At 41.2% G+C, this 23,600-nt stretch carries 24 protein-coding genes and 1 pseudogene; 4 read left to right on the top strand and 21 right to left on the bottom strand.

All coding sequences use genetic code 11. The features are described 5' to 3' along the window. Window positions 1-11 precede the first annotated feature (11 nt). Both G4D54_01235 and G4D54_01230 read right to left on the bottom strand, forming a co-directional pair. Window positions 12-326, bottom strand: a complete 315-nt coding sequence (locus G4D54_01235) for a PTS fructose transporter subunit IIBC (GenBank protein ID QJA01128.1) — start codon at window positions 324-326, stop codon at window positions 12-14. Between the two features lie 13 nt (window positions 327-339). Next, the gene (locus tag G4D54_01230) at window positions 340-783 is read right to left on the bottom strand and encodes a PTS sugar transporter subunit IIA (protein ID QJA01127.1); all 444 of its coding nucleotides are present in this window, start codon (window positions 781-783) and stop codon (window positions 340-342) included. Window positions 784-1,061: 278 nt separating this feature from the next. Between G4D54_01230 and G4D54_01225 the strand changes: the two genes are divergently transcribed. Continuing rightward, entirely contained in the window at window positions 1,062-3,023 is a 1,962-nt protein-coding gene (locus G4D54_01225; GenBank protein QJA01126.1) for a BglG family transcription antiterminator, read from the top strand. A 253-nt stretch (window positions 3,024-3,276) separates the two neighbouring features. On the opposite strand, the gene G4D54_01220 is transcribed toward G4D54_01225, so the two are convergent. Both G4D54_01220 and G4D54_01215 read right to left on the bottom strand, forming a co-directional pair. Further along, window positions 3,277-4,083 (bottom strand): hypothetical protein, encoded by an 807-nt coding sequence (locus G4D54_01220; protein QJA05134.1) that lies wholly within the window; start codon window positions 4,081-4,083, stop codon window positions 3,277-3,279. A 229-nt stretch (window positions 4,084-4,312) separates the two neighbouring features. Next, on the bottom strand, window positions 4,313-5,584 hold the full coding sequence (locus tag G4D54_01215; GenBank protein ID QJA05133.1) for a cation:proton antiporter: 1,272 nt from the start codon (window positions 5,582-5,584) through the stop codon (window positions 4,313-4,315). A gap of 106 nt (window positions 5,585-5,690) precedes the next feature. On the opposite strand from G4D54_01215, the gene G4D54_01210 reads away from it, so the two are divergent. Beyond that, window positions 5,691-6,578 (top strand): LysR family transcriptional regulator, encoded by an 888-nt coding sequence (locus tag G4D54_01210; protein QJA01125.1) that lies wholly within the window; start codon window positions 5,691-5,693, stop codon window positions 6,576-6,578. A gap of 334 nt (window positions 6,579-6,912) precedes the next feature. Here G4D54_01210 and G4D54_01205 read toward each other — a convergent pair whose 3' ends face one another. The 17 genes and pseudogenes from G4D54_01205 to G4D54_01125 form a co-directional block, all read right to left on the bottom strand. Further along, window positions 6,913-8,142 carry a serine hydroxymethyltransferase gene (locus G4D54_01205; GenBank protein ID QJA01124.1) on the bottom strand — a complete coding sequence of 410 codons (1,230 nt, stop codon included), beginning with the start codon at window positions 8,140-8,142 and terminating at the stop codon, window positions 6,913-6,915. 48 nt (window positions 8,143-8,190) lie between these two features. After that, on the bottom strand, window positions 8,191-8,565 hold the full coding sequence (locus G4D54_01200) for a transporter (GenBank protein QJA01123.1): 375 nt from the start codon (window positions 8,563-8,565) through the stop codon (window positions 8,191-8,193). A 16-nt stretch (window positions 8,566-8,581) separates the two neighbouring features. Continuing rightward, entirely contained in the window at window positions 8,582-9,310 is a 729-nt protein-coding gene (locus tag G4D54_01195) for a DUF5131 family protein (GenBank protein QJA01122.1), read from the bottom strand. 11 nt (window positions 9,311-9,321) lie between these two features. Then, complete coding sequence (locus G4D54_01190) at window positions 9,322-9,633, bottom strand: hypothetical protein (GenBank protein QJA05132.1); 312 nt, start codon at window positions 9,631-9,633, stop codon at window positions 9,322-9,324. A 19-nt stretch (window positions 9,634-9,652) separates the two neighbouring features. Continuing rightward, a complete protein-coding gene (gene rpiB / locus G4D54_01185) occupies window positions 9,653-10,093 on the bottom strand; it encodes a ribose 5-phosphate isomerase B (protein QJA05131.1) in 441 nt (146 codons plus the stop codon). Between the two features lie 104 nt (window positions 10,094-10,197). Continuing rightward, window positions 10,198-10,674, bottom strand: coding sequence for a signal peptidase I (locus G4D54_01180; protein QJA01121.1), 477 nt, complete (start codon window positions 10,672-10,674; stop codon window positions 10,198-10,200). A gap of 4 nt (window positions 10,675-10,678) precedes the next feature. Next, a complete protein-coding gene (locus tag G4D54_01175; protein ID QJA01120.1) occupies window positions 10,679-10,855 on the bottom strand; it encodes a hypothetical protein in 177 nt (58 codons plus the stop codon). Window positions 10,856-10,869: 14 nt separating this feature from the next. After that, on the bottom strand, window positions 10,870-11,439 hold the full coding sequence (locus G4D54_01170; GenBank protein QJA01119.1) for a hypothetical protein: 570 nt from the start codon (window positions 11,437-11,439) through the stop codon (window positions 10,870-10,872). Window positions 11,440-11,455: 16 nt separating this feature from the next. Continuing rightward, complete coding sequence (locus tag G4D54_01165; GenBank protein QJA01118.1) at window positions 11,456-13,486, bottom strand: hypothetical protein; 2,031 nt, start codon at window positions 13,484-13,486, stop codon at window positions 11,456-11,458. Between the two features lie 41 nt (window positions 13,487-13,527). Then, window positions 13,528-14,466, bottom strand: coding sequence for a MucBP domain-containing protein (locus tag G4D54_01160; GenBank protein QJA01117.1), 939 nt, complete (start codon window positions 14,464-14,466; stop codon window positions 13,528-13,530). Then, window positions 14,456-15,226: a hypothetical protein gene (locus G4D54_01155; GenBank protein ID QJA01116.1), complete on the bottom strand. Its 771-nt coding sequence runs from the start codon at window positions 15,224-15,226 to the stop codon at window positions 14,456-14,458. Before G4D54_01155 ends, G4D54_01160 begins: the two co-directional genes overlap by 11 nt. A gap of 11 nt (window positions 15,227-15,237) precedes the next feature. Then, entirely contained in the window at window positions 15,238-15,840 is a 603-nt protein-coding gene (locus G4D54_01150; GenBank protein QJA01115.1) for a hypothetical protein, read from the bottom strand. 206 nt (window positions 15,841-16,046) lie between these two features. Next, window positions 16,047-16,523: pseudogene (tnpA, locus tag G4D54_01145) on the bottom strand (IS200/IS605 family transposase). Window positions 16,524-16,686: 163 nt separating this feature from the next. Continuing rightward, entirely contained in the window at window positions 16,687-17,097 is a 411-nt protein-coding gene (locus G4D54_01140; protein QJA01114.1) for a hypothetical protein, read from the bottom strand. Between the two features lie 5 nt (window positions 17,098-17,102). Beyond that, entirely contained in the window at window positions 17,103-18,320 is a 1,218-nt protein-coding gene (locus G4D54_01135) for a diguanylate cyclase (protein QJA01113.1), read from the bottom strand. Window positions 18,321-18,370: 50 nt separating this feature from the next. Continuing rightward, window positions 18,371-19,558, bottom strand: a complete 1,188-nt coding sequence (locus tag G4D54_01130; GenBank protein ID QJA01112.1) for a helix-turn-helix domain-containing protein — start codon at window positions 19,556-19,558, stop codon at window positions 18,371-18,373. Between the two features lie 184 nt (window positions 19,559-19,742). Beyond that, complete coding sequence (locus G4D54_01125; protein ID QJA01111.1) at window positions 19,743-20,357, bottom strand: threonylcarbamoyl-AMP synthase; 615 nt, start codon at window positions 20,355-20,357, stop codon at window positions 19,743-19,745. A 215-nt stretch (window positions 20,358-20,572) separates the two neighbouring features. Here G4D54_01125 and G4D54_01120 point away from each other — a divergent pair, with 215 nt between their 5' ends. Beyond that, a complete protein-coding gene (locus G4D54_01120) occupies window positions 20,573-21,997 on the top strand; it encodes an amino acid permease (protein QJA01110.1) in 1,425 nt (474 codons plus the stop codon). 284 nt (window positions 21,998-22,281) lie between these two features. After that, window positions 22,282-23,598, top strand: a complete 1,317-nt coding sequence (locus G4D54_01115; GenBank protein ID QJA01109.1) for a M18 family aminopeptidase — start codon at window positions 22,282-22,284, stop codon at window positions 23,596-23,598. The last annotated feature ends 2 nt before the right edge of the window (window positions 23,599-23,600 follow it).

Raw genomic sequence — 23,600 nt, 5'->3', positions numbered from 1 at the left:
TTTATTTAATGTTATAATTTCTCTGCCCGATCGATGATTTCTGCCGGATCTCTGATCACTACGGACGGATCGATTTTAATGATTTTTCCGGCTTCCTCTTTTTCCTCAAAACGTTCTTCTCCCTCAATACCGATGGCAATGGCAAGGATGACAGCATCTGCCTCCGCTATTTCATCCTCATCCAATTCATTTTCAATTCCCATACCGCCCTGTGTTTCCACTTTACATGCATATCCGCGTTTTTTACATTCCTGTTCAATGGCCTCCTGTGCCATGTAAGTGTGTGCAATACCGATGGTACATGCAGCTACTGCAACGATTTTCATAACCGCTTCCTCCTTATCTTTCGTTTTCTAAAAATTTAATCCTTTCATAAAATTCATCATCCGTTTTCGCTTCACGCAATTCTCTGCGGAAGTCTTCCTTCATTAAGTGACGGCTCAGCATTGCAAGAATACGAAGGTGCTCTTTGTTTCTGCTCGACAGCGGCACTCCGATCATAAATACAAGATCGACCTCATCATGATCCCACACAACGGGATGCTTCAGCTGAACACACGCAACAAAGGTTTGCGTGACGGCATCTGATTCCCCATGTGGTATCGCGATTTTGAACCCCACCGCAGTTGATGCAGTTTCCTCACGCTGCAGCACTGCTGTGATATAGCGGTCCATATCATCGATTTTTCCTGCAGCTGCAGCGAGCTGTGATAAGTAGGCTATGATTTCTTTCTTTGTCCGGAATTTTCTTTCGGACACCTTCACAATCGACTGTTCAAACATTTGACCACTCCTTTCTACGCCCTCATTGTATCTGTGTGGGTCTTTTTTTGAAATACCAACTCTATTCCACAAGTTGTGGAAAGAAAAACACACGGCAGATATATCCGTGCGATATTCATCTTTTGCTGGTTTTAACTGCACCCCCACTTCTGCCTCACGCACAGGTGTATTTTATTTTCCACTTTGAACAGAAGCAAGTTGCTATTTCAATTTCTATGAATTCGTTTTATGATGTAGATAGGAAGTTTCTGTCTTAATGAAGCAGGAGGAGAAATCATATGAAAGCATCTGCTCTTACAAAGTTTCTGAATCTCTTACTTGAAGAAAGCGATTATCGTAAAACCGGATATTTCGCAGAGAAGCTCATGGTATCAAATAAAACAATTTCCAATTATATAACAGAGCTGCGCTGGTATATGAGAGAATACGGATTGGATATCACGGCAAAGCACGGGGTGGGTATCCGTATGGAGGGTGATAGAAACGCTCTTGTAAAGCTGCAAAAATCCATGCAACAGGAGATGCAGGAAACCTTTACAAGTGAAAGCAGAAGAAAGAAAATCATGGAGAAGCTCTTAATGTTTGACGAAAGCATTTCCGTACGAAGGCTGTCGGATGAATTCCGTGTCAGCTCCACATCCATCGTTAAGGATTTGGAAAGGGTGGAGGCAGAGCTGGGACAGCTGGATATTCTGCTGAGCCGCAGTAAAAGCGGCACGAGGATCACCGCAAAGGAGCAGCGTATACGCAGTGCAAAGCGCAAGTTTATATTTGAGGAGCTTAGCTCTCTGACGCAACAGGATCAAATCATGGATTTCAGCCTCTGTCGTAAGATCTTATCCAGATATGTCGATGAGGACACACAGTCAATCGCAAAGAAAATGATTGATATAGCGCAGGAAAAGCTTGGTTTCCATCTGGATACCAATTATTACGCACAGATTTTCATATCGTATTCCATTTTTATTCAAAGAATCAGAAAGGGCTGTGAGCTGACAGAAGCTCCTGTCAGACCGGTGGTTACAGAGCTTCACGTTTTAAAAACCTATCCAATCACAGAAGAAATGATACAATGGCTCGTGCATACCCAAAGCATTACCATCAATGACCTTGACACCCGATGGGTCAATGCCCGTCTATCTGGTGTATATCATGAGGAGCAAAGCGCAAAAGCCGGGTATTCCCCTATCATTCAGGAAACCGTCGATGAGCTGATATCCTCAATCGGCGATATATTCAATGCAGATTTCTCATCCGATGATATATTAAAGACAGGACTGTCGAAGCACTTCATTCCGATGATCGCCCGATTAAAAAACAATATCAAGATTACACATCCCTTTATTCTGCAAATCAAACAGCAGTATACCGCCATGTTCTCGGTCGTTTCTCTTGCCTCCAGTATTCTGGAGAAAAAGCTTGGTTTCACATTATCCGATGATGAGATAGGATTTATTCTCATTCACTTTCAGGCTGCTTTGGAGCGTCATAACCTCTCGAAAAAAATAGCTATTGTTTATAACTGCGGACAGGCGAATGCGATGCTGATAGAAAATCAAATAAAAATCAATCTGCCGACCTTTGACGTAATTGAGCTTATCAGCATCCACGATTTAAAAACAGAGTACCTCCGCCATTTTGATTTCATCATATCCACCATGGATCTGGATATCAGCGATATCCCCTCTGTTGTGATTTCTCCTGTTGCGGACAGGTTGGATATACAGAGAATCTCGCAAGCCTATGAAAGGCTTATTCGGGATGTCAGAGAATCCCGCTTCCATTATCTGCTGCAGGCAATCAGTACCGATGCGATTCTGGTTCATCAAAAATGCAAAACGAAAGAGGAGATTCTGGAGAAGGCAAACAGTATATTGCTACAAAAGGGTTATGTGGAGCATGGCTTTTTCGACAGCGTAAAGAACAGAGAAAAGGTTTCCTCTACGGAAATCGGAAATGGTATCGCAATACCGCACGGATCTGATAAGTATGTCAACCGGACCGCCATCGTGCTGGTTACGCTGGATGATCCGATTCTTTGGCGTGACGGTATGGTGAGCGTGGTATTATTCATAGCTGTTTCCTTTGAACAAAAGGATACTATGAGAAAGCTTTTGAAGGATCTATATCACCTCATCAGCTCTGAGGATTTCATCGGGAATATCCAGAAAGCATCTACAGCTGAGGAAATCATCGGTGTGCTGTATGGAAAAAGCATGAAGCAGGAGCACTGTCAATAAAACTCTGACCATAATGAAAAAAGCAATGCTTTCTTTCTATAAAATTGGCCGTCCTATGGTTTTTAATCCAACAGATATAGGAAGCAAAACGAGAGGCCTAAAAAACAGACGATCTTTGTATCGTCTGTTTTTATGACCGTATTTACTAAAGCTGAAAGTTAAACAAAGCGTTTTTATTTTCATGAAGCAGTTATCTTTATAAAATTAGAATTCGCCTATACATTTTCATCAGCCACCATAAAGCGCTTTTGTCCTAATATGTTATCGCCTCTTCAAATACACTGCTATCAAATGTATCAAAGGTTTCATAGGAAGCGGTATACTTTACTTCTTTTTTCACATCATTGATCTGCCATGTCGTTGAAGCTTCAACCAAGCTCAGATAACCGTCTGTATTTACATGATATACGAGCTTCTGATCAATGATTTCATTTGTATCCAGTGTACAATTATCAATACGCATTGCATCCTCTCCCCGCTCCTGCGCATCCTGTTTATACCGCTGATTTGTCTGATCCTTATCCGACATTGTCAGCGTATAGACAATTTCCTTATCGTTTTCTTCCTTTTCGATATGAAAATAGTCCTTATCAACATCCCGGACAATCATGGCAAAATCATTTTCCGTATATGGAAATGCTTCCTTACGTTTATTTCTACGGTTTTCTGCCTTTTGAAAGGTTCGTTTTCCCTGTACTTCCGCAAAGCTCAGTTCTACATAATAGCCGTTGATGTAGCTGCAGGCCATACCGATTTTATCTTCCACCTGCGGGTCGGCATCTTCAAGCGCATAGAAATAGGATATGCTTCGCTGGTGCTTAAAATCATATAATGTTATGTTTCTTGACGGCCCCACATTGATTTCCTCCAGCTCTTTGCCATCGCATTTCAAATCCTGTTGTCCTGCATACTGCCAGTCGATCTGCAGATTACCGCGTTCAACGCACTTTTCCGCCGCACGGTTCAGTTCATTAAACAGGGTTTCCTGTTGTTCCTTTGCCGCTGTGCTGTTACCTGAATTGTTGCAGCCGCTCACCAGCAGACACAGCATACCTGTCATAAATACCCTCGTAATTTTCTCCATTGCTTCCCTTTCCTTTCTCTTCCTATAGTATACCATTGTCAGCTTCAATATTTAAGAAGTCTATTTCATAAAGAGGAGATTACAGAATAGTTTTTTGCATCTCATTATATGGGAATCATGAATTACGAAATACGTGATGCTCATCAAGGTATGTGCATCCCTTTTTTTCCTGGGAAGCATGCGGAAGGTGGGCAGAACGTGAAAGTTATTGATTTCCATGCAGCTTCTGTGAAATCACTTTGAGATGATTTGCACCATTTCCCTTTTCCCGTCCTTCATCATTTGCGATACTGTCGGAAAGCTTTAGTGACAGCTTAGCGCATGCGGGACCGATCATCTCATACAGGACTGCACTCGATAGAATAATGAGCGAAAGCATTGTTCCTTCCGCAGATGGAAGAAGTCTTTGTCCGAGAATAGCCAAGCCGATGGAAACGCCTGCCTGCGGTATCAACGCAAGACCCAGATATTGCCGTACTGATGTGCTGGCATGTGACAGACTTGCCCCTGTCCATGCACCGACTGCCTTTCCAAGAATACGTGCAAAGAAATAAACGATGCCAATCAGACCACAGGATACAAGAGCGCGTAAATCCAGACGCATACCGGATAACACAAAGAACAGCAGGGTGATGGGCGGAGTAAAGCCGTTTACCTGACGAAACAGGTCTTTGTTTCCGGATAAATTGATATAAACAGCACCCAGCACCATGCAGGATAACAGTGGTGATATAGCAAAGCAGCTACAGATTCCTGTCAGAGAAAGAATGATAGCAATTACCAAAACAAGACGATGATCACTGGAGCGCTTTTCACTGATGATATGGTTCAGCACCCATGCCAGTAAAACAGCAAGTCCCACAGCAAGAACATTCCACAAAATCGGAAGCAGGATCAGCGACCATTCCAGCACCTGATCCGAATGCATGAATTCCACAAGTGCTGTGCAGACACTGAACGCAATCAGAGCAACCGCATCATCCAGCGCAGTGACCTGCAGAATAGTATCCACAAAGTTGCCTTTTGCATGATACTGGCGTATCGTCATTATGGTTGATGCAGGTGCTGTCGCACACCCGATGGCACCGAGCAGAAGCGAAAAGGACCAGGGCAGATGAAAGAACGTCACCATGGCAATGGTGATACAGGCACCGGCAGTCAGTGCTTCAAATATCGTTATCGTTAGAATCTTTCCTCCCTGCTTCAGCAGAGCATCCTTTCTGAAATACTTACCTACGCCAAAGGCGATAAAGGCCAGAGCGATATCCGTCATGAAATCCATCCCCTGAACAATCTCAAAGGGTATCAGATGCAATACACAGGGACCGATCAGTATCCCCGAAATTATATAACCGCTCACATTGGGGAAGTGCAGCTTTCTTGTAACCCTGGAACAAAGAAAGCCAGCGAGCAGAATAATGGCTATAGAGAGAATGATTCCTGCATTCCCTTGTTTCTGTAAAACCTCAGCTATCATCATAACCGCCTCCTCACACCATTGATTATATGAGAAAACGATGATAAAATCTAATTATAATAATTTAGCTTATTATCAATATAATTTATTATAAGGAGGATATCCTATGCTTGATACAAAAATTGTGTCGCTACTGACGCTGATCACCTGCAAGAGCTATACAAAAGCAGCAAAGCAATTACATCTCACACAGCCTGCCATCAGTCATCAGATTAAACAACTGGAAGAAGAATTCCAAATCAAAATCTTTCACAAGAGCAGAAAACATCTGATTTTGACGCCGGAAGGTGAGATACTGGTGAAATATGCCCACCGCATGATGGCAGTATACAACAATACACACCAGGCATTGGAGGACGCAAAAAACAATCTGCATCGTTTTAATATCGCTACAACACCGACCGCCGGTGAGTATTACATTCCTCAGCTGCTTGCGGCATACTGTCGTGAACACAGCGATGTGCATATAAATTTGATTACAGATTCCATAAATAATATTTATAATAAACTGAAATTATATGAAGCAGATTTTGCGATAATCGACGGACGGCTGACATCAGATAAATATCAATCCATTCTTCTGGATACCGATTACCTCTGTCTGATCGTATCACCGCAGCATGCGCTGGCAAATCGCAGTAGTGTGAATATGAATGAGCTGCTTGAAGAAAGCTTTATTCTACGTTCCAAAGAAGCAGGAACCAGAGAGATTTTCGAGAATTATTTGGAATCACAGCGTGACTCTATCCGCAATTATCGGATTCTGATTGAAACGGATTCACTCGCCACCATAAAGGAACTTGTCATGAGCAACATGGGTGTATCCATCATGTCACACAATGCCTGCAAGGAGGATGAACAGAAGGGACGGCTCAAAACCATCCCCATCACCAATTCCACAATGATACGGGAGATCAATCTGGTATATCCGAAGGATTTTCAGCATGTGGATGTGCTGCTTGAGCTGAAAAAGACCTATAGCAAGCTACAGTAAAGCATTTCTATCCGATACTGCTTCCGCGCCTTCATATGAAAAAGAGTGGACTTCATATTCGGATGCTTTCTCAAGAGTATTATAAAAAAATAAAGAAGCTTCCCGTATGCCTGTATACATCAAGCATTTGAGAGGCTTCTTTTCCTCTATATCCTGGCATAAGATGAGAGGCTGGACGGTATTATGTGTAATTACGGTTATGGCTGGGAGTGCATTTAGATCCTCCAGCCTCAAGAGATGTTTGACCTCTTGTCTGATTTTTTGGTGCAGCTGGCAGATTTTTTAGATCCACCAGTTTCAAGAATTCTAAACCACTCCTATAGCATCGTTACAATTATCCTTCATTTGGCAGTGGAAACTGAACAGTAAGTGCACGCAATTCGTTTCGTACTTCGTCACGCACCTTTTCATCCTCTGCATTTTTCAATACACGGCTGATCCATAAAGCAACCTGACGGAATTCATTTTCTTTGAAGCCTCTTGTTGTCATAGCCGCAGTCCCCAGACGGATACCACTCGTTACAAACGGTTTTTCCGTTTCAAATGGGATTGTATTCTTATTGCAGGTGATACCGGCCTCATCCAACAGCTTTTCTGCCAGCTTTCCACTCATATCCAGAGAGGATTTCACATCGACGAGAATCAGGTGATTATCCGTTCCTCCACTCACAATGCGGAAGCCTTCTTCCTTTAGCGTATTGCTCAACACTGCACAATTCGCGATAACCTGTTTCGCATAAGCCTTAAACTCCGGCTGCATCGCTTCCTGCAGACAAACTGCCTTTGCCGCTATGATATGCATCAGCGGTCCGCCCTGCATTCCGGGGAACACCTTTTTATCCAGCAGTGCCGCATGCTCCTTTTTACAGAGAATCAATCCACCGCGGGGTCCGCGCAGTGTTTTGTGTGTCGTCGTTGTCACAAAATCCGCATAAGGTACCGGGCTTGGATGTTCTCCTGCCGCTACAAGTCCTGCGATATGTGCCATATCCACCATGAAATATGCACCGACTTCATCCGCAATCTCACGGAATTTTTCAAAATCAATCACTCTTGGATACGCGCTCGCACCGGCAACAATCAGCTTCGGCTGTTCCTTTAATGCGACTCTGCGCACCTCCTCATAATCGATTGTTTCACTGTCCTTTGTTACACCGTAATCCACAAACCGGTACAACGTTCCGGAAAAGTTTAAAGGATGTCCGTGTGTCAGATGACCTCCTGCCGTCAGATTCATACCCAGTACGGTATCACCTGGCTGTAAAACAGATAAATATACGCCCATATTTGCCTGAGAACCGCTGTGCGGCTGCACATTGGCATGCTCAGCGTTAAACAGCTGCTTTGCCCGCTCTCTTGCGATTTCTTCTATCTCATCAACATGTACACAGCCTCCGTAATAACGCTTGCTCGGATAGCCTTCTGCATATTTATTTGTCAGTATGCTTCCGGCAGCCTCCAGTACATCCCTTGATACATAATTTTCTGATGCAATCAATTCGATATTATACAGCTGGCGCTCTGCTTCTCTTTCAATGGCTTCCTGAATTTTCTTATCGTTCATACGCTACCTCCGTTTAATGCCTCTATTTTACCACAGATTTTTATATTGTCATTTCTTTTGTTCTGCGTTCATCAGGAAATATTTCTTTACAACAAAAATCAGTGCCACTGCCAGCACTCCTACCAGATTTTCCATGGCGCTTTCATGCGATATAATGATCTGACGGGCAACCGCATACAGCAGTACCTCGATCACTGATTCCGGTGTATGCAGAATCAGCATCTTTACAAATTCCACCCCGACAACCAGAGTCAGTGCCTTTTCCAGTATGGCATCCAGCTGAAAGCTCTGATTCATAAGAGACTCCGCCCCAAAGCATACCGTTGCCAGCGTTGATATTGCGATGGCGATCATTAACAACACGGCAATCACAAGCTCAACGGCCTTCATCATTTTAACAAGTCTTGTGTTGATTTTGTGCATGTCTTCCTCCTTAGCATTATAAGATGATTTCCGGATTCAGGTTGATATCCGCTTTTTTTGCCTGCAAATGCTGCTGCCTGCGCGGTATGCGGTAATGAATATTGTCCTTCACAAAATTTGCACCGGTCTGCTTAAACCAGAAGGATATGCCCTTTTCCTCACACTGCTTGCGCAAATCGAGAATCCACTCATACCGGCAGACCCTTGCCTGTGGTCCGCTTTCTCCTCCGACGATCAGCTCTTCAATGCTATCATCCAGCCAGGGCCTCAGGTTTAAGGGCTCCAGCAGCGGTTCACATACCACATACTTATGACGCAGAGGTGCTGCCTGATAAATGGGAAGACGATACGCTGCGCGCTCCATCGTTTCCACCGTACAGGCGATTCCCACATGATCCCATCCCGTTCCCCAGTCATACGGAATGCATTTCATCAGCCTGTCAATTCGCTTTGTAATCATAAAGAAAAATAAATCCCTGCGCTGTCGCATGATATTCCATGCTTCATCTCTCCATGCATCTGCATCCTCTACAAAAAAATCGCTGGTAAAACAGGTATAGACGATTTCATCGGATGCTATCTTGTATTCACCTTTGCGATTTTTGTGCAAAACCTTATCAAAGTCCTTCAGACGGGTAACAACACCGGTTTCTTTGCCATGTCTTTCGTCCATCCGGTATACATAGCAATGCTCACATCCGGCGCTGATCTTATGACAGCCATGCCAGGGGTTCCAGTTTGCCATAGACTTCATCCTCACCTGTATGTATGCAGGACACTGCCATCCGCAGAAAGCTGCTGAAGACTCTGCGCTGCATATCGAAAGCAGAGAATACCGCCGTGCCTGCGCAGTCTGACATGAAATTTCCAGATATCCTGTTCCATCTCATCACAGCTGCTGATATAACCGAATACCTTTCTCTGCCCTTTCTGAATAGAAACGACACCGGAAAGACGTATTTGTATGATTTCTTCATCTCCATGCCAAACCTTATAAAAGGGACAGGCAGCCTGACGCTGCTTCAAACGGTATCCGTATACATACAGAACGGCCAAGGACAGCAGCATTTCTGCAGTTTTCCTCATATTATTTTTCCAGAGCCATTACCTTATTAATTCTTCTCTGGTGGCGCTCATCATGGGAAAACTCGGTATTTACCCAAACACGTACAATTTCCTTCATCAGCTCCACACCGATGATTCTTTGTCCCATCGCCAGCACATTGGAGTTATTGTGCTCTCTTGTCAGTTTGGCACTAACCGGATCACTGCAAAGCGCACAACGGATTCCCTTAATCTTGTTGGCGGCAATGCTGACACCGATTCCTGTCCCGCAGATAACGATTCCCTTATCGTTTTTACCATCTGCGACACTCTGTGCAGCCGGTCCTGCGTAGTCCGGATAATCCACAGACTCACATCCATGACATCCGAAGTCTTCGACCTCATGTCCCATTTCCGTTAACATTTCCTTCACGATTTCCTTATACTCAAAAGCACCGTGATCACAAGCTACCGCTATTTTCATATACATTCTACACTCCTTTTCTTTTTAACATCTATATTATAGCAAGAAAACACTCTAAGTCATATGAAAATATTCATATATGAATTCTTTATAAAAAAGCCGTTTTAACTTAACGACTTTTTCTTTATACTCATCATATCTCCAAGTACCCAGAGCATCAAACCAAGGGCGAGTATAATCACACAGACAGAAATGCCCGCAGCAGAATTCAATCTTAATGCCAAATATCCCAGTAAAGGAACCGTAAGTGCAACTTTTCCCTTAATTTGTTTATAGGCTACTGGTTGTATGTCATTGGCATTATTCGCATCACCTTTTGTTATCAGCTCCTCTTTTTGAACATCATTTTTTACTACACGGTGAGTGATTACCAGATTACCTTTTTGAAATGTGACAATATCCTTTTCCTGCAGACTTTCAGGGTTAACGGACTTTACATATACCAGAGAACCTGTAGGACATGCTGGGTCCATACTTCCTGTAAGGATTCCATATATTTCAATTCCAAATATTCTAGGCAGTGTGAAAGGAAAAGCAGCAAGTATTACCAGAACGACACAAATAGTTCCAGCGATACTCATCAGTTTATACTTCTTCATTCTCATTCAATGTTGAATCTATCAGCTTAATCATTTCAAGTGCACTTCGGAAGCATTCTTTTTTATTCGTATCTGTCCAAGTGATGCATCCTTGCCAGGATTGATTTTCTGTACCTTTTATTTCAATGATAAATGTTTGATTCTTCCTTCGTATTTGCTCCATGGCTATGCCTCCGCTTATCTTTGATTTTCGTAAATTTCCCATATACGACTGGCAGTATCCATATTGATCGTACCATCAGCATTTTTTGCATCTAAATACTCCTCATTGTTACTGATCTTGTACTGAATGGATTCCTGTGTAATTGATACATCAAAATCCTCTGTCAGCTGATTTTTATCTTTAATGAAAATCCCATTTATTACACTACTCGTTGTTTCTCCTGGTTCCAGCACCTTATTATAATAATAGTAATCATCACGCTTAATCCATTCGCCGGTATTTACATCCAGTTCCAATGCTCCTTGCTTAAATAGCCTTTCAGGGCTGGCGTTAAGTCGCACTCTTACCATACAACCGGTGTCTCCATTATTTCTGATACTTGGTCTTTTGATAATGTAGGTCGGCTGCAGTTCTGGCTGCGGCTCTTCAATTTCTGTATCTATATTTGCAAAAGTGTATTCTGTTTTTGCTGTATCTCTTGCTGTAAAATATGCATAGGAGGAAGGTACCACAAGCATCGCAAGCAATGCTACAGCAAATACCGCTATCAGTATGCGTACTTTATTCGTTCTATTTTTATTCATTCTGACACCTCCAGTTCTATTTTAAATAATCTTGTGTTACAGTGCTTACTTCTCCATTTTCCACTCGAAATCTGTTGACAACGGTATCACTATCAGACAGATACGTATCGTTTACTCTAACATTAGAGAATGTAATATCCGCTGCAGCCTCTTCTTTATCTGCTACTGCTGCATTCAGATCAACCGTCACGGATTGACCGTCTATTACAGCACAATTTTCTCTGCTTGTAACGCTGACATTACCAAAATCATAGCGGATGCCCATCATTTCGCTTATACGATATGTACCGATGGGAAGATTATGAAAGCTTACACTTTGTGTAGCAGCACTATTCTCATGAAAGCGAACCAATTTGTAATAGGTATCTTTTGTATTTATGTTTTCAGCTTTCAATATAAAGATTGGATCACCCTGTGCAAAATCAACAGCTTCCTTATTGATAGTTTTATTTACTTGTATATTACCAACAGGTTCTTCTGCCTCCTCCAAGGTGATGGTATTGTACCATGCAAATTGATAGCTCATATATGCATTCCCCATATGCGGTCCATCTAAAGCAAATGCTGAATGAAGAACCATTTTTGATCCATCGTCACTTCCAAGTATCTGATCCGCTTTTAAGCTATCATTAGTATTTAAAACAGCATTGTCTCTCATGTATTTATTTACACTATCTCTAATTCCATTTGTATTTGCCATATAATTTCCAATTGCAGTGTTATTACCTGTCCATTTGGGACTTTTTGATAAAAAGTCTTTTACAGTAGATTCACCACCATAAGCAACATGCAACAATTCTCTATAGAAAAATGTATAACCGGTTGCTGAAAGCTGAGGCTCCATTTCTTTTAACTGAACTGATACATTTTTTGATGAAACGTTTTTTACAGCAAGATACTTATCTATGATTTCACCATACTCCGATTCCAATGAATTCAATTCTGTTGTCGTGATCGTAACCCATGTTGAGTTTGCAATTCCATATCCACCTTGAATATCAACAATGGCATCTGTTGGAAGTTCATATAATTCTTTTGCAGCACTTCCATATTTATTATTGTAGAAGTCAAGATAGAAGCGTGATAATGCTTCAGAACCTGTGTATGTTTTTCCATAATATCCATCGGTTTCCAATTTTTTATAAACACCAAGTAGATGTCTTAAACTAAGCTGTGCTGTCCCTGAAACACCATAGAGTTTCACCAATGCATCATTGTATGCTCTGGCAGCAAGAAATTTAATCGGCAGCTCCTGACCGTCGAAGCCAATAACTTGATAGTTTGGATCAGGTTTTACACCATAGCCCTCTGCATTTGGCGTTGTCACAATAAATGAGTTATCTTTATACTTATAAGATTTACCCGAATGATTTTCAATAACAACTGAATAGCTTGCACTGTCCCCAGGTGAATAAATTTCTTTATCGAAAAGTTCAACAGCTTTTGTACCTAAATCAATAATTTGATCGCCAACGGCTCCTTCCTGTATTGTTACATACAAAGTATATACAGTCTTCCCATTTTCAGTTTTCTTACGGATTTCAGAGGATACGGTATCTGACTGATCCTGAAAAACCAGGTTGCCTGAATGACTAGAACTCATAGCAGCACGGAACCTATTTATATTCGCTGCCTTTTCTTCCTGCTTGTCCGCTTTATCCTGCTGCTCACCTGTATTGCCTTCCAATGTGCTTCCTACTGTACTATCCTGCATCTTTTCCGTCAGTGCAGTATCTTTCTCCTCAATGCTGCTCTCTGTTTTTCCTACAGGTTCAAGTGATTCCTGCTTTTCATCCTCTTCTTCTGTAGCTGCAGACGTTGACTGATTTTCTGAAACAGGTGTCTGTTGTTGTTCCTCCGTTGTATCTGAAACAGTCTGTTTTTCCTGCTCACCTGCAGCAGTCTTCTCTTCTGCAGACTGGTCCTGACTGGGTGTGAATACTGTTTCATCATCTTCTGCATGCATTACCCCTGTTGACATCAGGCACAGTACCAATGATAGAATTGCAACGCTGGTAATACCTTTTCTTATATTTTTCCCTTTCATAAGAACCCTCCTCTTACTGATTTTTTTCTATGCACAGGTTCTTACTCCTGTTCATTTAATTTCTTTTTCTTTATAAGCCAGAATGCTGCAAACAGCACTGACAGGATACCGATACCACCTGCCGCATAGGGCAGAACATCCTTTAATTCGGTTGTTCCACCGGCTTTTGGTGTTTCATTATTTTCCACATCCGTTCCATTATCTTTATTATTTTCTTTACCATTTGTTAACGGAGTATCTTGATTATTCTCAGTGGTTGTATTATTTTCATTTGACGTATTATTCTCATTCGATGCATTATTTTGATTTACTTCAGACAATGGATTATTAACAGTTACAGGTGCAGCTTCTGGTTGTGAATTTATCATATCTATAATTGGTGTTTCTGCATTTGTTATTATTTCTTCTGTCCGTGTCGATTCCTCCACCCGTACTACTGCCTCTGTGGTAGATGTATAATGGAATATAATTTCCGTTTTGTCTTTGTCGATTCTCATCGTTTTACTTTCAGCATCTGTCTGATATCCCTCGATTATTTTCGCATAAGCTGTTTCTTCCATTCCTTTTTCCGTAGTTCGAATGATTGGTGTTGTTAAATCATTTCCAGATTCATCAACATAACGAATCAAATATTCCAGACCATTTATAAGCCTACTGTATTTTGCAACAACGACCGTTCTTTCTTCTACCGTCTCAGAAGGTGCACGATAGAAATCAGATTTCAGACGATATCCGCTTTCCACACTGACCTCCGGTGCTTTTGGGAATAATGCTCCTGCGTTTATCAAGCATACAGCTTTTTTACTATTTTCTAATTCGCATCTGCTATCGAGTGATTTTTGATTAAATGTACCATGGAGCGCTGCTTTAAATACCACTTCATACTGTTTTTGTGCTGCATGCAAAGATCCACTCGAAATCACCATTCCGATCATGACAAAGGCTGCTGTTACTGCACGTCTTATCTGTTTATTTTTCATGCTGCTTAACACCCTTTCTTTTTATTATCAATATCCCTGCTGCTCCACTGATAAATACGATTACTGCCAGCAGCCCTACTGCTGTTGTATCTCCTGTACTTATTCTTTCTAAAATTGTTTTATCTTTTTTCTTTTCTGTTGTTTTTTTAACCGGTTTTTCTACATAAATCACATTCTCTTTTTTTATTACTACATCATCCGGTGTAGCAACTTCCCCTTGCTCTACATTAAACTCCAGCCGCAGCTGACCAACTGTATTTTGATAATCGTTATTCATTGACTCTCCGTCGATTCCTATTTTCATTGTTATTCTGCTGCTTTCACCTTTTTTCAGAGATGCAATCAGTTGATTCTGACTGATATTTCCACTATTCAGATCTTTGAGAGTTCCTTCTACCCCGCCAATTATACCACGATAAAATTCTTCTCCATCTCGTAGCAAAGTAATCGTATACACAGCACCACTTGCTGATATATTGTCATTCGTAAGATCCGAAAGCACGGAAGCATTAATATAAAATCTCAATTCCCTATCATCTTGATTAGAAAGAGTAAACTCCTCACTTCTTGTTTCTCCTGGTATCATTCCAGTAAATTTATTAGAAAACTCATTCTTATCTACATTGAAGCTGAAATAATTTTGAGAATCACCGGTGAATACAATTCCCGGATTTTCTTCTTCTACAGCTTTTAAAATAGTGGTACCGCCTATCAGCATAGCAGCCATGATTACTGCGGCCAATTGTCTTCTATGTTTCATACTACTGCCTCCTATTCATTCTCAATGCTCAATATACCATCATCACTGATATTCACATCAAGACCCCATTCAGCCATCATTGCGTTTTTTACATCGATATTCTGTATGGCATCAACGGTACAATCCACATTTAATTTTAAAGTGCGATCCTTAACCGATACGTTCTCTGAGACTGCAACCTGACTAATAAATTCTGAACTCGTTTTATTAGGTTCAATCGGCTTTCTACTATAAAAATATACAACCTCTTTATTATTCGTATCGGTTTCATCATCTATAATCCAATCATCCCCGTTTTTATTGAGTAGTGTAATCAAACTAGAATTACCGTTATAATATTTTTTATTGTCTTCACTCCAGTATTTTTTTACCGTTATTTTTGCATAGAGTGGATAATCACCTGTATTCTTCACTTTCACCGGATAATCAATTCGCTCACCAGGTACCACCTTTGCAGCTTGTTTTTCTGACTCTATCAGTTTTACATTTAGATTACCTGCGCTTACCTTATGCTCTGCATCTGTATTAGCAACCATATAAGAAATTGTTCCACTGACGGCAAATGTGCCCAGTAATAGAACAGCGGAAATCATTAATACCATTTTCTTATTCATATCATTCACTCCTCATCTTAATTCCTATCTTATGTTTACATTATATATATAAGAGGTCTCAATATGGTCACAACTATATAAATCATAGCCACTAATCGAACTAATGGATTGTGTAATCCCTATAAGGGTTTGTTACCAGCGGCGTTATTCACGCTCTGAAGGCCTACCAAATATACTATCTTTAATGGCTGGCTCTAAAGTGCCTTTTACCTGCCTTCTTTTACGACTTTTCCACCCGTAAACGGGTCAACTAATTCTTTCTTACTCATTTGATTTACAAGTTTGTCTACCGCCAATTGTTGTTGTATATATTCTTGTATCATTTTCGTGTTTTCCATACTGTATCTGCGAAAAATCCTCCTGCCCTAAAATGACCGATTTGCATTTTTATTTTAAATTTGCAAATCGGTCATCTATCATAAGATTCCTTTTAGTTCACCCATGAACGCTGATCCGCTATTTTGGTGGTATTTCCACTAGCATATGGATATGAACCGGACATAATTCTGCCTCTATTATCGTTACTCCCTTTCTTTCGCATATCGTTCTTAAAATCTTTCCTATTTCTTTTTATAATTTCCGCATATCATCAATCTTATATATTAGGGTGCAAATACAATGTGATATGTACATCTCCATTTGCTGTATGATGAACTATGTATGTCCGTTTTGGGCCCCCTTATTATTTAAAAATGGTTTGGTAGACCTTCTTCTATTATGATAAGGAGTTTTATTTTTTTAATTACTTTTTAAATCTTAAGTTTTTTGTCCCACCAGTATAACCGATGGTTTACTTTTTCAAAAAAAAATCTGATTCTACAAGGAATCAAATCTTTTCAATCTGCTTCATATCAATATATACATTAATTCCAAAATACTTTTAAATTCTCCTAAAATCTTATTTCTGCATTTCACGATACCTTGCCAGTCACTTTTTTGTCTTGTTGTGATAATAATATCATAGGTACCTGCTTTTCCTGATTGTTCATATATATAAGAGCAATCCTCATGAATCATTAGTTGATCAATACATAAATGTCGTTTCTTTGTGTTAAAAGATCTTCTTTCCTGAAAGGACTGCGGTGTGCCTAAATAATCAAGAATTTCATCTGTTAGCATAATAAAAGAAGTAAAATTTGAAAAAGCAAAACCCTCTTTCCTGACACAGCTGTATAAGATGCCGTCAAAATGCTCTTGTTTTTGATTAGCAAGACACAATCGTATTGCGTTTTTGGGATAGAATATATTCTTTTGCATTCATTTCACCCTCTCAGTGTATCATTATCAAATACTTGCAGTTCATCATATGTATAACTTAAATCTATTAAATGATGCTTATTCAAAGAAGCATACGTATTCAAAATACGTTCAATTACACGTTTAGCATTCTCTGCATTGCAGCTGTGCAACATAAAAATGAATTGTGACCCGCTGTATTTTGATACGACATCTCCATTGCGCAAACATTTGCATAAAACAATTCTCAAAGCTTCCATTTCTTTTGATAACAGATGTAAGCCTTCTTTTGAATTCGCATCTATAAATTTTTTTGGTTTTAATGTCATCAACACAACATATTCAGAAAATCCTTCTCGAACCATTCTTCTTAATTCAAGATGATATATTTCTTTAAAGACACCAAACTCACAGTAAAAAGCCTGTTCCATTTTTTTCTCAGCGATACTGTCCTGGATAGCATCCAGATTTACATTCACTTGGTTGTTATTTTTTATCAGTTCCATATATACTTTTTGAAGAAACTGTGACTGTTTGATTCCAAGTCGCTCATAGAGAAGACTACACGCCCTATGATACTGCTCCTTTGCGACATCATAATGTTTAAGTCGTATAAGAGAAATAATAAATAAATATTGCATTTCATCATCAAGGGGATCCTGTACAAGTGCATCCTTGCAAACCGAATTCATCTTTTCATATTCATCCAGGTCTTCATATTTTATTGCAAGTGCCTTGGCACAGCGTAAATATAACGAGTGATAATAGGTAGATAGAGATACCACCCATCTTTTGTCACTAATACAAGGAAGAAATTTTCCTTTATAAAGCTTTAAAATTGAATTTAACTTATCAACATCTTTGCAGGTAGAAAAGTGTTCTTTTTTTAATAGTTTATCCAGCTCTTCAAAACTGTCTGTATCCAAGTGCACCTTTATTTGCGGATTCCAGTAATAAGAGCCTTTTCCTGTAATAATCATATCAGCTGTTTTAAATTCTTTTTTTAAAAGACTGCGAAGCCTGTACATTAGATTTTTTAAAGCACTCAGCGGATTACTGATATTAGAATCATCCTCCCAAAGTATATCATTTAATTCCGTTGTAGATATCTTGCGGTCATTATATATCAGAAAATATGATAAGAGTGCCGCCATCTTACTTGAGTGGATACCCTGCTCATCCAGACATATTCCATGATAAGTAATCTGAAAACTTCCAAACAGAGATACATCCATATTATCCATTTTCTATTTCCCCTTTTTCACAAAATCAAAACAATTTATCACCATTATCTTCAATTTATATGCTTATACTCATACATTAGCTTTGTTTCCGGTATCGTCTTCTTTTGTTGGAATCTGTCCAGAATACGACTAATTGCCTTATCACAACCCTCCATCGAGGTTGTCGCAATAATCAGGGAATACTGAAACGGACTGCATTTCGTAAACACATCGTTTTTTCTCAGCTCTATCGTTATAACATCGCGCAGAATATCCGACTCTCTCTGCTGAGCATCTTCCTTAACACCCTCCGGCTGCCGCATGGTCAACAGCACCAGATAACGGGAACGGGAGGATCGTCTCGCAGAACGCAGATTCATCTGATAAATATTTTTAAATACATCAAAGTCGCAATAGAAGGTTCCTTCATTTCGGACATGCTCCTTCAGCTGCTGCTCCAGCTCATCCACATCAACCGGATTGCTGGCAATACACTGTACAACCTCAGCATAAATTTCTCTGCAGAGCGGTGTTACCTCGATCCCCAGTCTTCCGTAATACATATCGGCCACCTTGTGGTAATACGAAATCGCCAGCGAATACTGATGGGTCTGTCGATATGCCTCCAGCTTGTATTCATGAATATGGTTATTCGCATAATGCTTAAAGCCCAGAATATCACACAGCTTGATTACTTCATCATAATATTCTTTATCCATCAACAGCTTGCAGCTGCGGTTGGTTGCCCGCATTAGATTGTTGTCATAATAGGTTTTCTGCAGCTCCACCCAGTCCTGCGTATGAAATTCAAACATGAAGTCTTCCATATAATTGCTGAGCAGCTCTTTGCAATACTGATAAGAGGCTTCCGGTGCTTCCTCCTCTTCGATTTTTTTGCACAGCTCATCCATCTGCACGATGTCAATCTCACATGGTATTTCAGAATTCCATGCATACGTATTGCCTTTTGACAGAATAAAGGAAAGCTCGGGATTATCCGGATAAAATTTCTGCAATTCCTTTCTTGCACGATACACAAGATTGCGCAAGGCACCCTCCGGCTTATCCGATTCATCTTCCTTCCACAATATTTTAATCAGCTTTTCCTTGGATACCACCGTATGCCGATACATCATCAGATAGGCGATCAAAAGGATCAGCTGTGTACTCTTCTTTGTTTCCTGCGGAAACCGGTAATTCTTGTTTTCCATATAAAATTCACCCAGCAGATGAATTTTCAATATATTTTTCTTTCTCATAGGATATCCTCGCTGCTTTCTATGATTTCATTTTATCACAAATCCATCTCATGAAAAGAGGGCTGAAAAAAATCAGAAATCATGAAAAAACAAAGCCATTAACGGACAGTGATTTTCAATTTTTCTGATTTTCCTGTATTTATCTTGACAATATAACTATATGAAATTCAGCAGAAGCTATCCCTTATGCGTTATGTAACACCCTTTTGATATCATCCGCAGAGATTGGGCCTTCACGGACAATGCGCGGTTCTTCTTCGCTCATATCTACGATCGTGCTCGCCAGCTTGCCTTTTGCTTCTCCTAAAACAATCGCATCAATTCTGCCGTCCAGCTGTTCCAGCACCTGCTCATCCCGAACACCAGTTTCCTCTCCGGAACGGTTTGCACTCGTTACCAGAAGCGGCTTTCCGCATTCCTTAATCAGACGCAATACAAATGGATCATCCGGCATCCGGATTCCCACGGTAGGAAATCCGTTCGTCACATAATCCGGCAGCGTCTCCTGTTTTTTCAAGATCATAGTGAATGCTCCCGGCATAAAGGCATCCGCCAGTGCCACAGCTTCTGCAGGCATTTGTGCGATACACTTCATCTGCTCCACATCCGCAACCATGGTGGGAATCGGCTTATTCTCCGGACGTCCCTTGCTTTCCTTCAGTTTGCGCAAGGCTTCCTCATTTTCATAAATGACCCCCAGACCAAACACCGTATCTGTAGGAAATGCCACAACCTTCCCGTTTTTCAACAGCTCTGCGACTTCCTTTACATCTTTTTTATCAAACCGTCTGGTTTCCATGTTCATCATTTCCTTTCTGTTTATCAGCATTGTAGCACAGAATTTCCACAAAACATACAGTGGATAGAAAATGATGGAAAGTTAATGGAGAATCATAAACAAAATCTGGAAATTGTAGTATATTTTGCGAACAAAATGTTGAAAAATCATGGAGTTTATGAACTACCTATGGTATGATAGCTAGGCTCGACATTTATATTCTAAGGAGGGTAAAAATGGAAAGTTCAAAGAAAATAGTCTGGTATAACCTTGCGTTTATGGCATTTTCTACCGTTTGGGGTTTTGGAAATGTATTAAACGGCTTCGTATACTTCAATGGTATTCAGGTTATATTCAGCTGGATTCTGATGTTTGCTCTGTACTTTGTGCCGTATGCGCTCATGGTCGGAGAACTGGGATCCGCATTCAAAGACTCCGGTGGTGGAGTCAGCTCATGGATCAATGAAACAATTGGTCCGAAATTCGCCTACTATGCCGGGTGGACCTACTGGGCATGTCACATTACATACATCGCAAGTAAAGGCAGCGGTGGACTAAAAGCACTTAGCTGGGCTGTGTTTCGCAATGCGGAAACGTATGACACATTTCCAACCGTTTATGTACAGCTGGGTACGCTGGCAGTCTTCCTGTTCTTCTGCTGGGTCGCAAGCCGCGGTTTAAATCCGCTGAAGAAGCTGGCGACGATTGCCGGAAGCAGTATGTTCATCATGTCCATACTGTACATTCTTATGATGTTTGCCGCACCGCTCATCAATCCAAACGGCGGCTTTGTCACTCCGGATTTCAGCTGGGACAATATCTTCCCGCAGTTTAATCTGCAGTATTTTACATCGCTGTCCATTCTGGTGTTTGCCGTGGGTGGCTGTGAAAAGATCTCCCCTTATGTTAATAAGGTGGAAAATCCAAGCAAGGGCTTCCCGAAGGGTATGATTACACTGGCAATCATGGTTGTTGTATGTGCCATTCTGGGTACGATTGCAATGGGTATGATGTTTGATCCTGCCGTAATTAACGGAACACAGGAATCCTTTAATTCCTATGTATCCAACGGCTCCTACTGGGCATTCCAGAAGCTGGGCGGCTACTATCACATGGGAGATGCACTGCTGATTATTTATGCATTGTGCAACATGATCGGTCAGTTCTCAACTCTGGTATTAAGTATTGATGCTCCGCTGCGTATGCTGCTGGACAACGAGGAAGCCAGAGAGTTTATTCCATCCGGACTGCTTAAGAAAAACAAATATGGTGCTTATATCAACGGAATCTGGATGGTTGTCATTTTGTCCGGAAGCATTATTCTGATTCAGTCCTTCGTGCCTGGTGCTGCCAGCGTGCTTGCACAGCTGAACAAGCTGAATTCTGTCACTATGCCTATGCGGTATCTATGGGTATTTGCCGCCTATATCGCACTGCGTTCGGCACGAAACAAATTTCAGCCGGAATACCGGTTTGTTAAGAATCAGGGAGTCGCTATGACCTTTGGTATCTGGTGCTTTATTCTGACTGCTGCATGCTGTATCATGGGTATGTATACACCGGGAGACATGTTCACCACAGCACTGAATGTCATCACACCAGTCGTACTGACAGCGCTTGGTGTGATCCTGCCGGTTATCAAAAGGAACGAAAAGGCATAAACCTTAAGACAAGATCAGCCGGTCTTGTCTTTCTTACTATTGGCTCATCCTATGCATTATACCTTTTCCCCTTACTGCTCACCCTTCATGCAGGAGGAATGTGGTAAATCGTCTGAGAGGTTAGCATAGACTCCAAAAAATATTTATAGAAAATGCTGTGCACAGGGTATGATTTCCTTGCAGGAAATCCCCCTTCCGCTGATCTGGTATATCATTGGGCATGTTTACCCCGTAAGCATACCATGCTATACTGTACGTGTAGATTACAGGAGGATAAATCAATTATGTATAAAGATATTGCGAACGAATTACTAAGCTTCATTCAGAAAAGTCCAAGCTGTTTTCATGCAGTGAACACTATGAAAGATATGCTGCTAGAAGACGGCTATACGGAATTACGGGAATGTGAAGCCTGGACGCTGGAAAAGGGCGGAAAATACTTCACTACAAGAAACGGCTCCAGTCTGATCGCCTTCCACATTGGAAGCAGTCTGGAGGATTACCACTTTCAGGTTACTTCATCCCATTCAGATTCACCAACCTTTAAGGTTAAGGAAGAAGCAGTGCTGAAGGGAAAGGGCGGCTATCTGCAGCTGAATACGGAAGGCTATGGCGGTATGCTGTGCGCAACATGGATGGATCGCCCGCTGTCTTTAGCAGGACGTGTTCTTGTGAAAGAAGGAAACACCTTTACAAGCAGGCTGGTAAGCTTTGACCGTGATCTGCTTCTGATTCCCAATGTTGCCATTCATATGAACCGTGATGTAAATAACGGTATGAAATATAACAATCAGATAGATATGCTGCCGCTGTTCTCAGCCGGAGAATGCAATGAGGGTGATTATGCCCAGCTGCTTGCCGATGAACTGGGCTGTGCAAAAGAGGACATCTTCGGGACAGACCTGTATCTGGTGAACCGCATGACCCCAAGCATTTGGGGAGTGAAGGAGGAATTCATCTCATCACCGAAGCTGGACGATCTGCAATGTGCATTCACATCCCTGAAAGCTTTACTGCACGGGACAAATGAACAAGCAGTCAATGTGTTTGCCTGCTTTGACAATGAAGAGGTCGGTTCCGGAACCAAGCAGGGTGCATGCTCAACCTTCCTGTATGATGTTCTGCAGAGAATCAACGACAACCTTGGTTACACAAAAGAGGATTACTACCGTGCTGTTGCGAAAAGCTTCATGGTATCCTGTGACAATGCACATGCAGTACACCCGAATCATCCGGAAAAGACAGATGATACAAACTGCACCTATATGAATAAGGGAATCGTTGTGAAATTCAGTGCGAATCAGAAATATACAACCGATGCAGTCAGCTCGGCAGTCTTTGCGGGAATCTGTGAAAAAGCAGAGGTTCCTGTTCAGCATTTTGCTAACAGAAGTGATGCAGCAGGAGGCAGCACACTTGGAAATCTCTCCAGCCAGAAGGTATCCATGCATACTGTGGATATCGGACTGGCTCAGCTTGCCATGCATTCCTCCTATGAAACCGCAGGTATCAAAGACAGTGAGTATATGATTCGTGCATTGACAACCTTCTATAACACCAATCTTCATATTACCGACAGCGAAACGATTGAGGTCGCATAGGT

The organism is [Clostridium] innocuum, assembly GCA_012317185.1.
GTDB classification, from domain to species: Bacteria; Bacillota_I; Bacilli_A; order Erysipelotrichales; family Erysipelotrichaceae; genus Clostridium_AQ; species Clostridium_AQ innocuum.
Note: the sequence above shows the minus strand (reverse complement) of the source record. Positions and strands in the feature narration are given on the sequence as shown.

Coding starts and splice junctions, on each gene's coding strand:
- G4D54_01115 (QJA01109.1), top strand. CDS start 22,282: ATGTATAAAGATATTGCGAACGAATTACTAAGCTTCATTCAGAAAAGT.
- G4D54_01165 (QJA01118.1), bottom strand. CDS start 13,486: ATGAAAGGGAAAAATATAAGAAAAGGTATTACCAGCGTTGCAATTCTA.
- rpiB (QJA05131.1), bottom strand. CDS start 10,093: ATGAAAATAGCGGTAGCTTGTGATCACGGTGCTTTTGAGTATAAGGAA.
- G4D54_01155 (QJA01116.1), bottom strand. CDS start 15,226: ATGAAACATAGAAGACAATTGGCCGCAGTAATCATGGCTGCTATGCTG.
- G4D54_01230 (QJA01127.1), bottom strand. CDS start 783: ATGTTTGAACAGTCGATTGTGAAGGTGTCCGAAAGAAAATTCCGGACA.
- G4D54_01120 (QJA01110.1), top strand. CDS start 20,573: ATGGAAAGTTCAAAGAAAATAGTCTGGTATAACCTTGCGTTTATGGCA.
- G4D54_01125 (QJA01111.1), bottom strand. CDS start 20,357: ATGGAAACCAGACGGTTTGATAAAAAAGATGTAAAGGAAGTCGCAGAG.
- G4D54_01220 (QJA05134.1), bottom strand. CDS start 4,083: ATGACAGGTATGCTGTGTCTGCTGGTGAGCGGCTGCAACAATTCAGGT.
- G4D54_01160 (QJA01117.1), bottom strand. CDS start 14,466: ATGAAAAATAAACAGATAAGACGTGCAGTAACAGCAGCCTTTGTCATG.
- G4D54_01205 (QJA01124.1), bottom strand. CDS start 8,142: ATGAACGATAAGAAAATTCAGGAAGCCATTGAAAGAGAAGCAGAGCGC.
- G4D54_01150 (QJA01115.1), bottom strand. CDS start 15,840: ATGAATAAGAAAATGGTATTAATGATTTCCGCTGTTCTATTACTGGGC.
- G4D54_01140 (QJA01114.1), bottom strand. CDS start 17,097: ATGCAAAAGAATATATTCTATCCCAAAAACGCAATACGATTGTGTCTT.
- G4D54_01180 (QJA01121.1), bottom strand. CDS start 10,674: ATGAGTATCGCTGGAACTATTTGTGTCGTTCTGGTAATACTTGCTGCT.
- G4D54_01215 (QJA05133.1), bottom strand. CDS start 5,584: ATGATAGCTGAGGTTTTACAGAAACAAGGGAATGCAGGAATCATTCTC.
- G4D54_01175 (QJA01120.1), bottom strand. CDS start 10,855: ATGGAGCAAATACGAAGGAAGAATCAAACATTTATCATTGAAATAAAA.
- G4D54_01170 (QJA01119.1), bottom strand. CDS start 11,439: ATGAATAAAAATAGAACGAATAAAGTACGCATACTGATAGCGGTATTT.
- G4D54_01190 (QJA05132.1), bottom strand. CDS start 9,633: ATGCTGCTGTCCTTGGCCGTTCTGTATGTATACGGATACCGTTTGAAG.
- G4D54_01210 (QJA01125.1), top strand. CDS start 5,691: ATGCTTGATACAAAAATTGTGTCGCTACTGACGCTGATCACCTGCAAG.
- G4D54_01200 (QJA01123.1), bottom strand. CDS start 8,565: ATGCACAAAATCAACACAAGACTTGTTAAAATGATGAAGGCCGTTGAG.
- G4D54_01130 (QJA01112.1), bottom strand. CDS start 19,558: ATGAGAAAGAAAAATATATTGAAAATTCATCTGCTGGGTGAATTTTAT.
- G4D54_01195 (QJA01122.1), bottom strand. CDS start 9,310: ATGGCAAACTGGAACCCCTGGCATGGCTGTCATAAGATCAGCGCCGGA.
- G4D54_01225 (QJA01126.1), top strand. CDS start 1,062: ATGAAAGCATCTGCTCTTACAAAGTTTCTGAATCTCTTACTTGAAGAA.
- G4D54_01135 (QJA01113.1), bottom strand. CDS start 18,320: ATGGATAATATGGATGTATCTCTGTTTGGAAGTTTTCAGATTACTTAT.
- G4D54_01235 (QJA01128.1), bottom strand. CDS start 326: ATGAAAATCGTTGCAGTAGCTGCATGTACCATCGGTATTGCACACACT.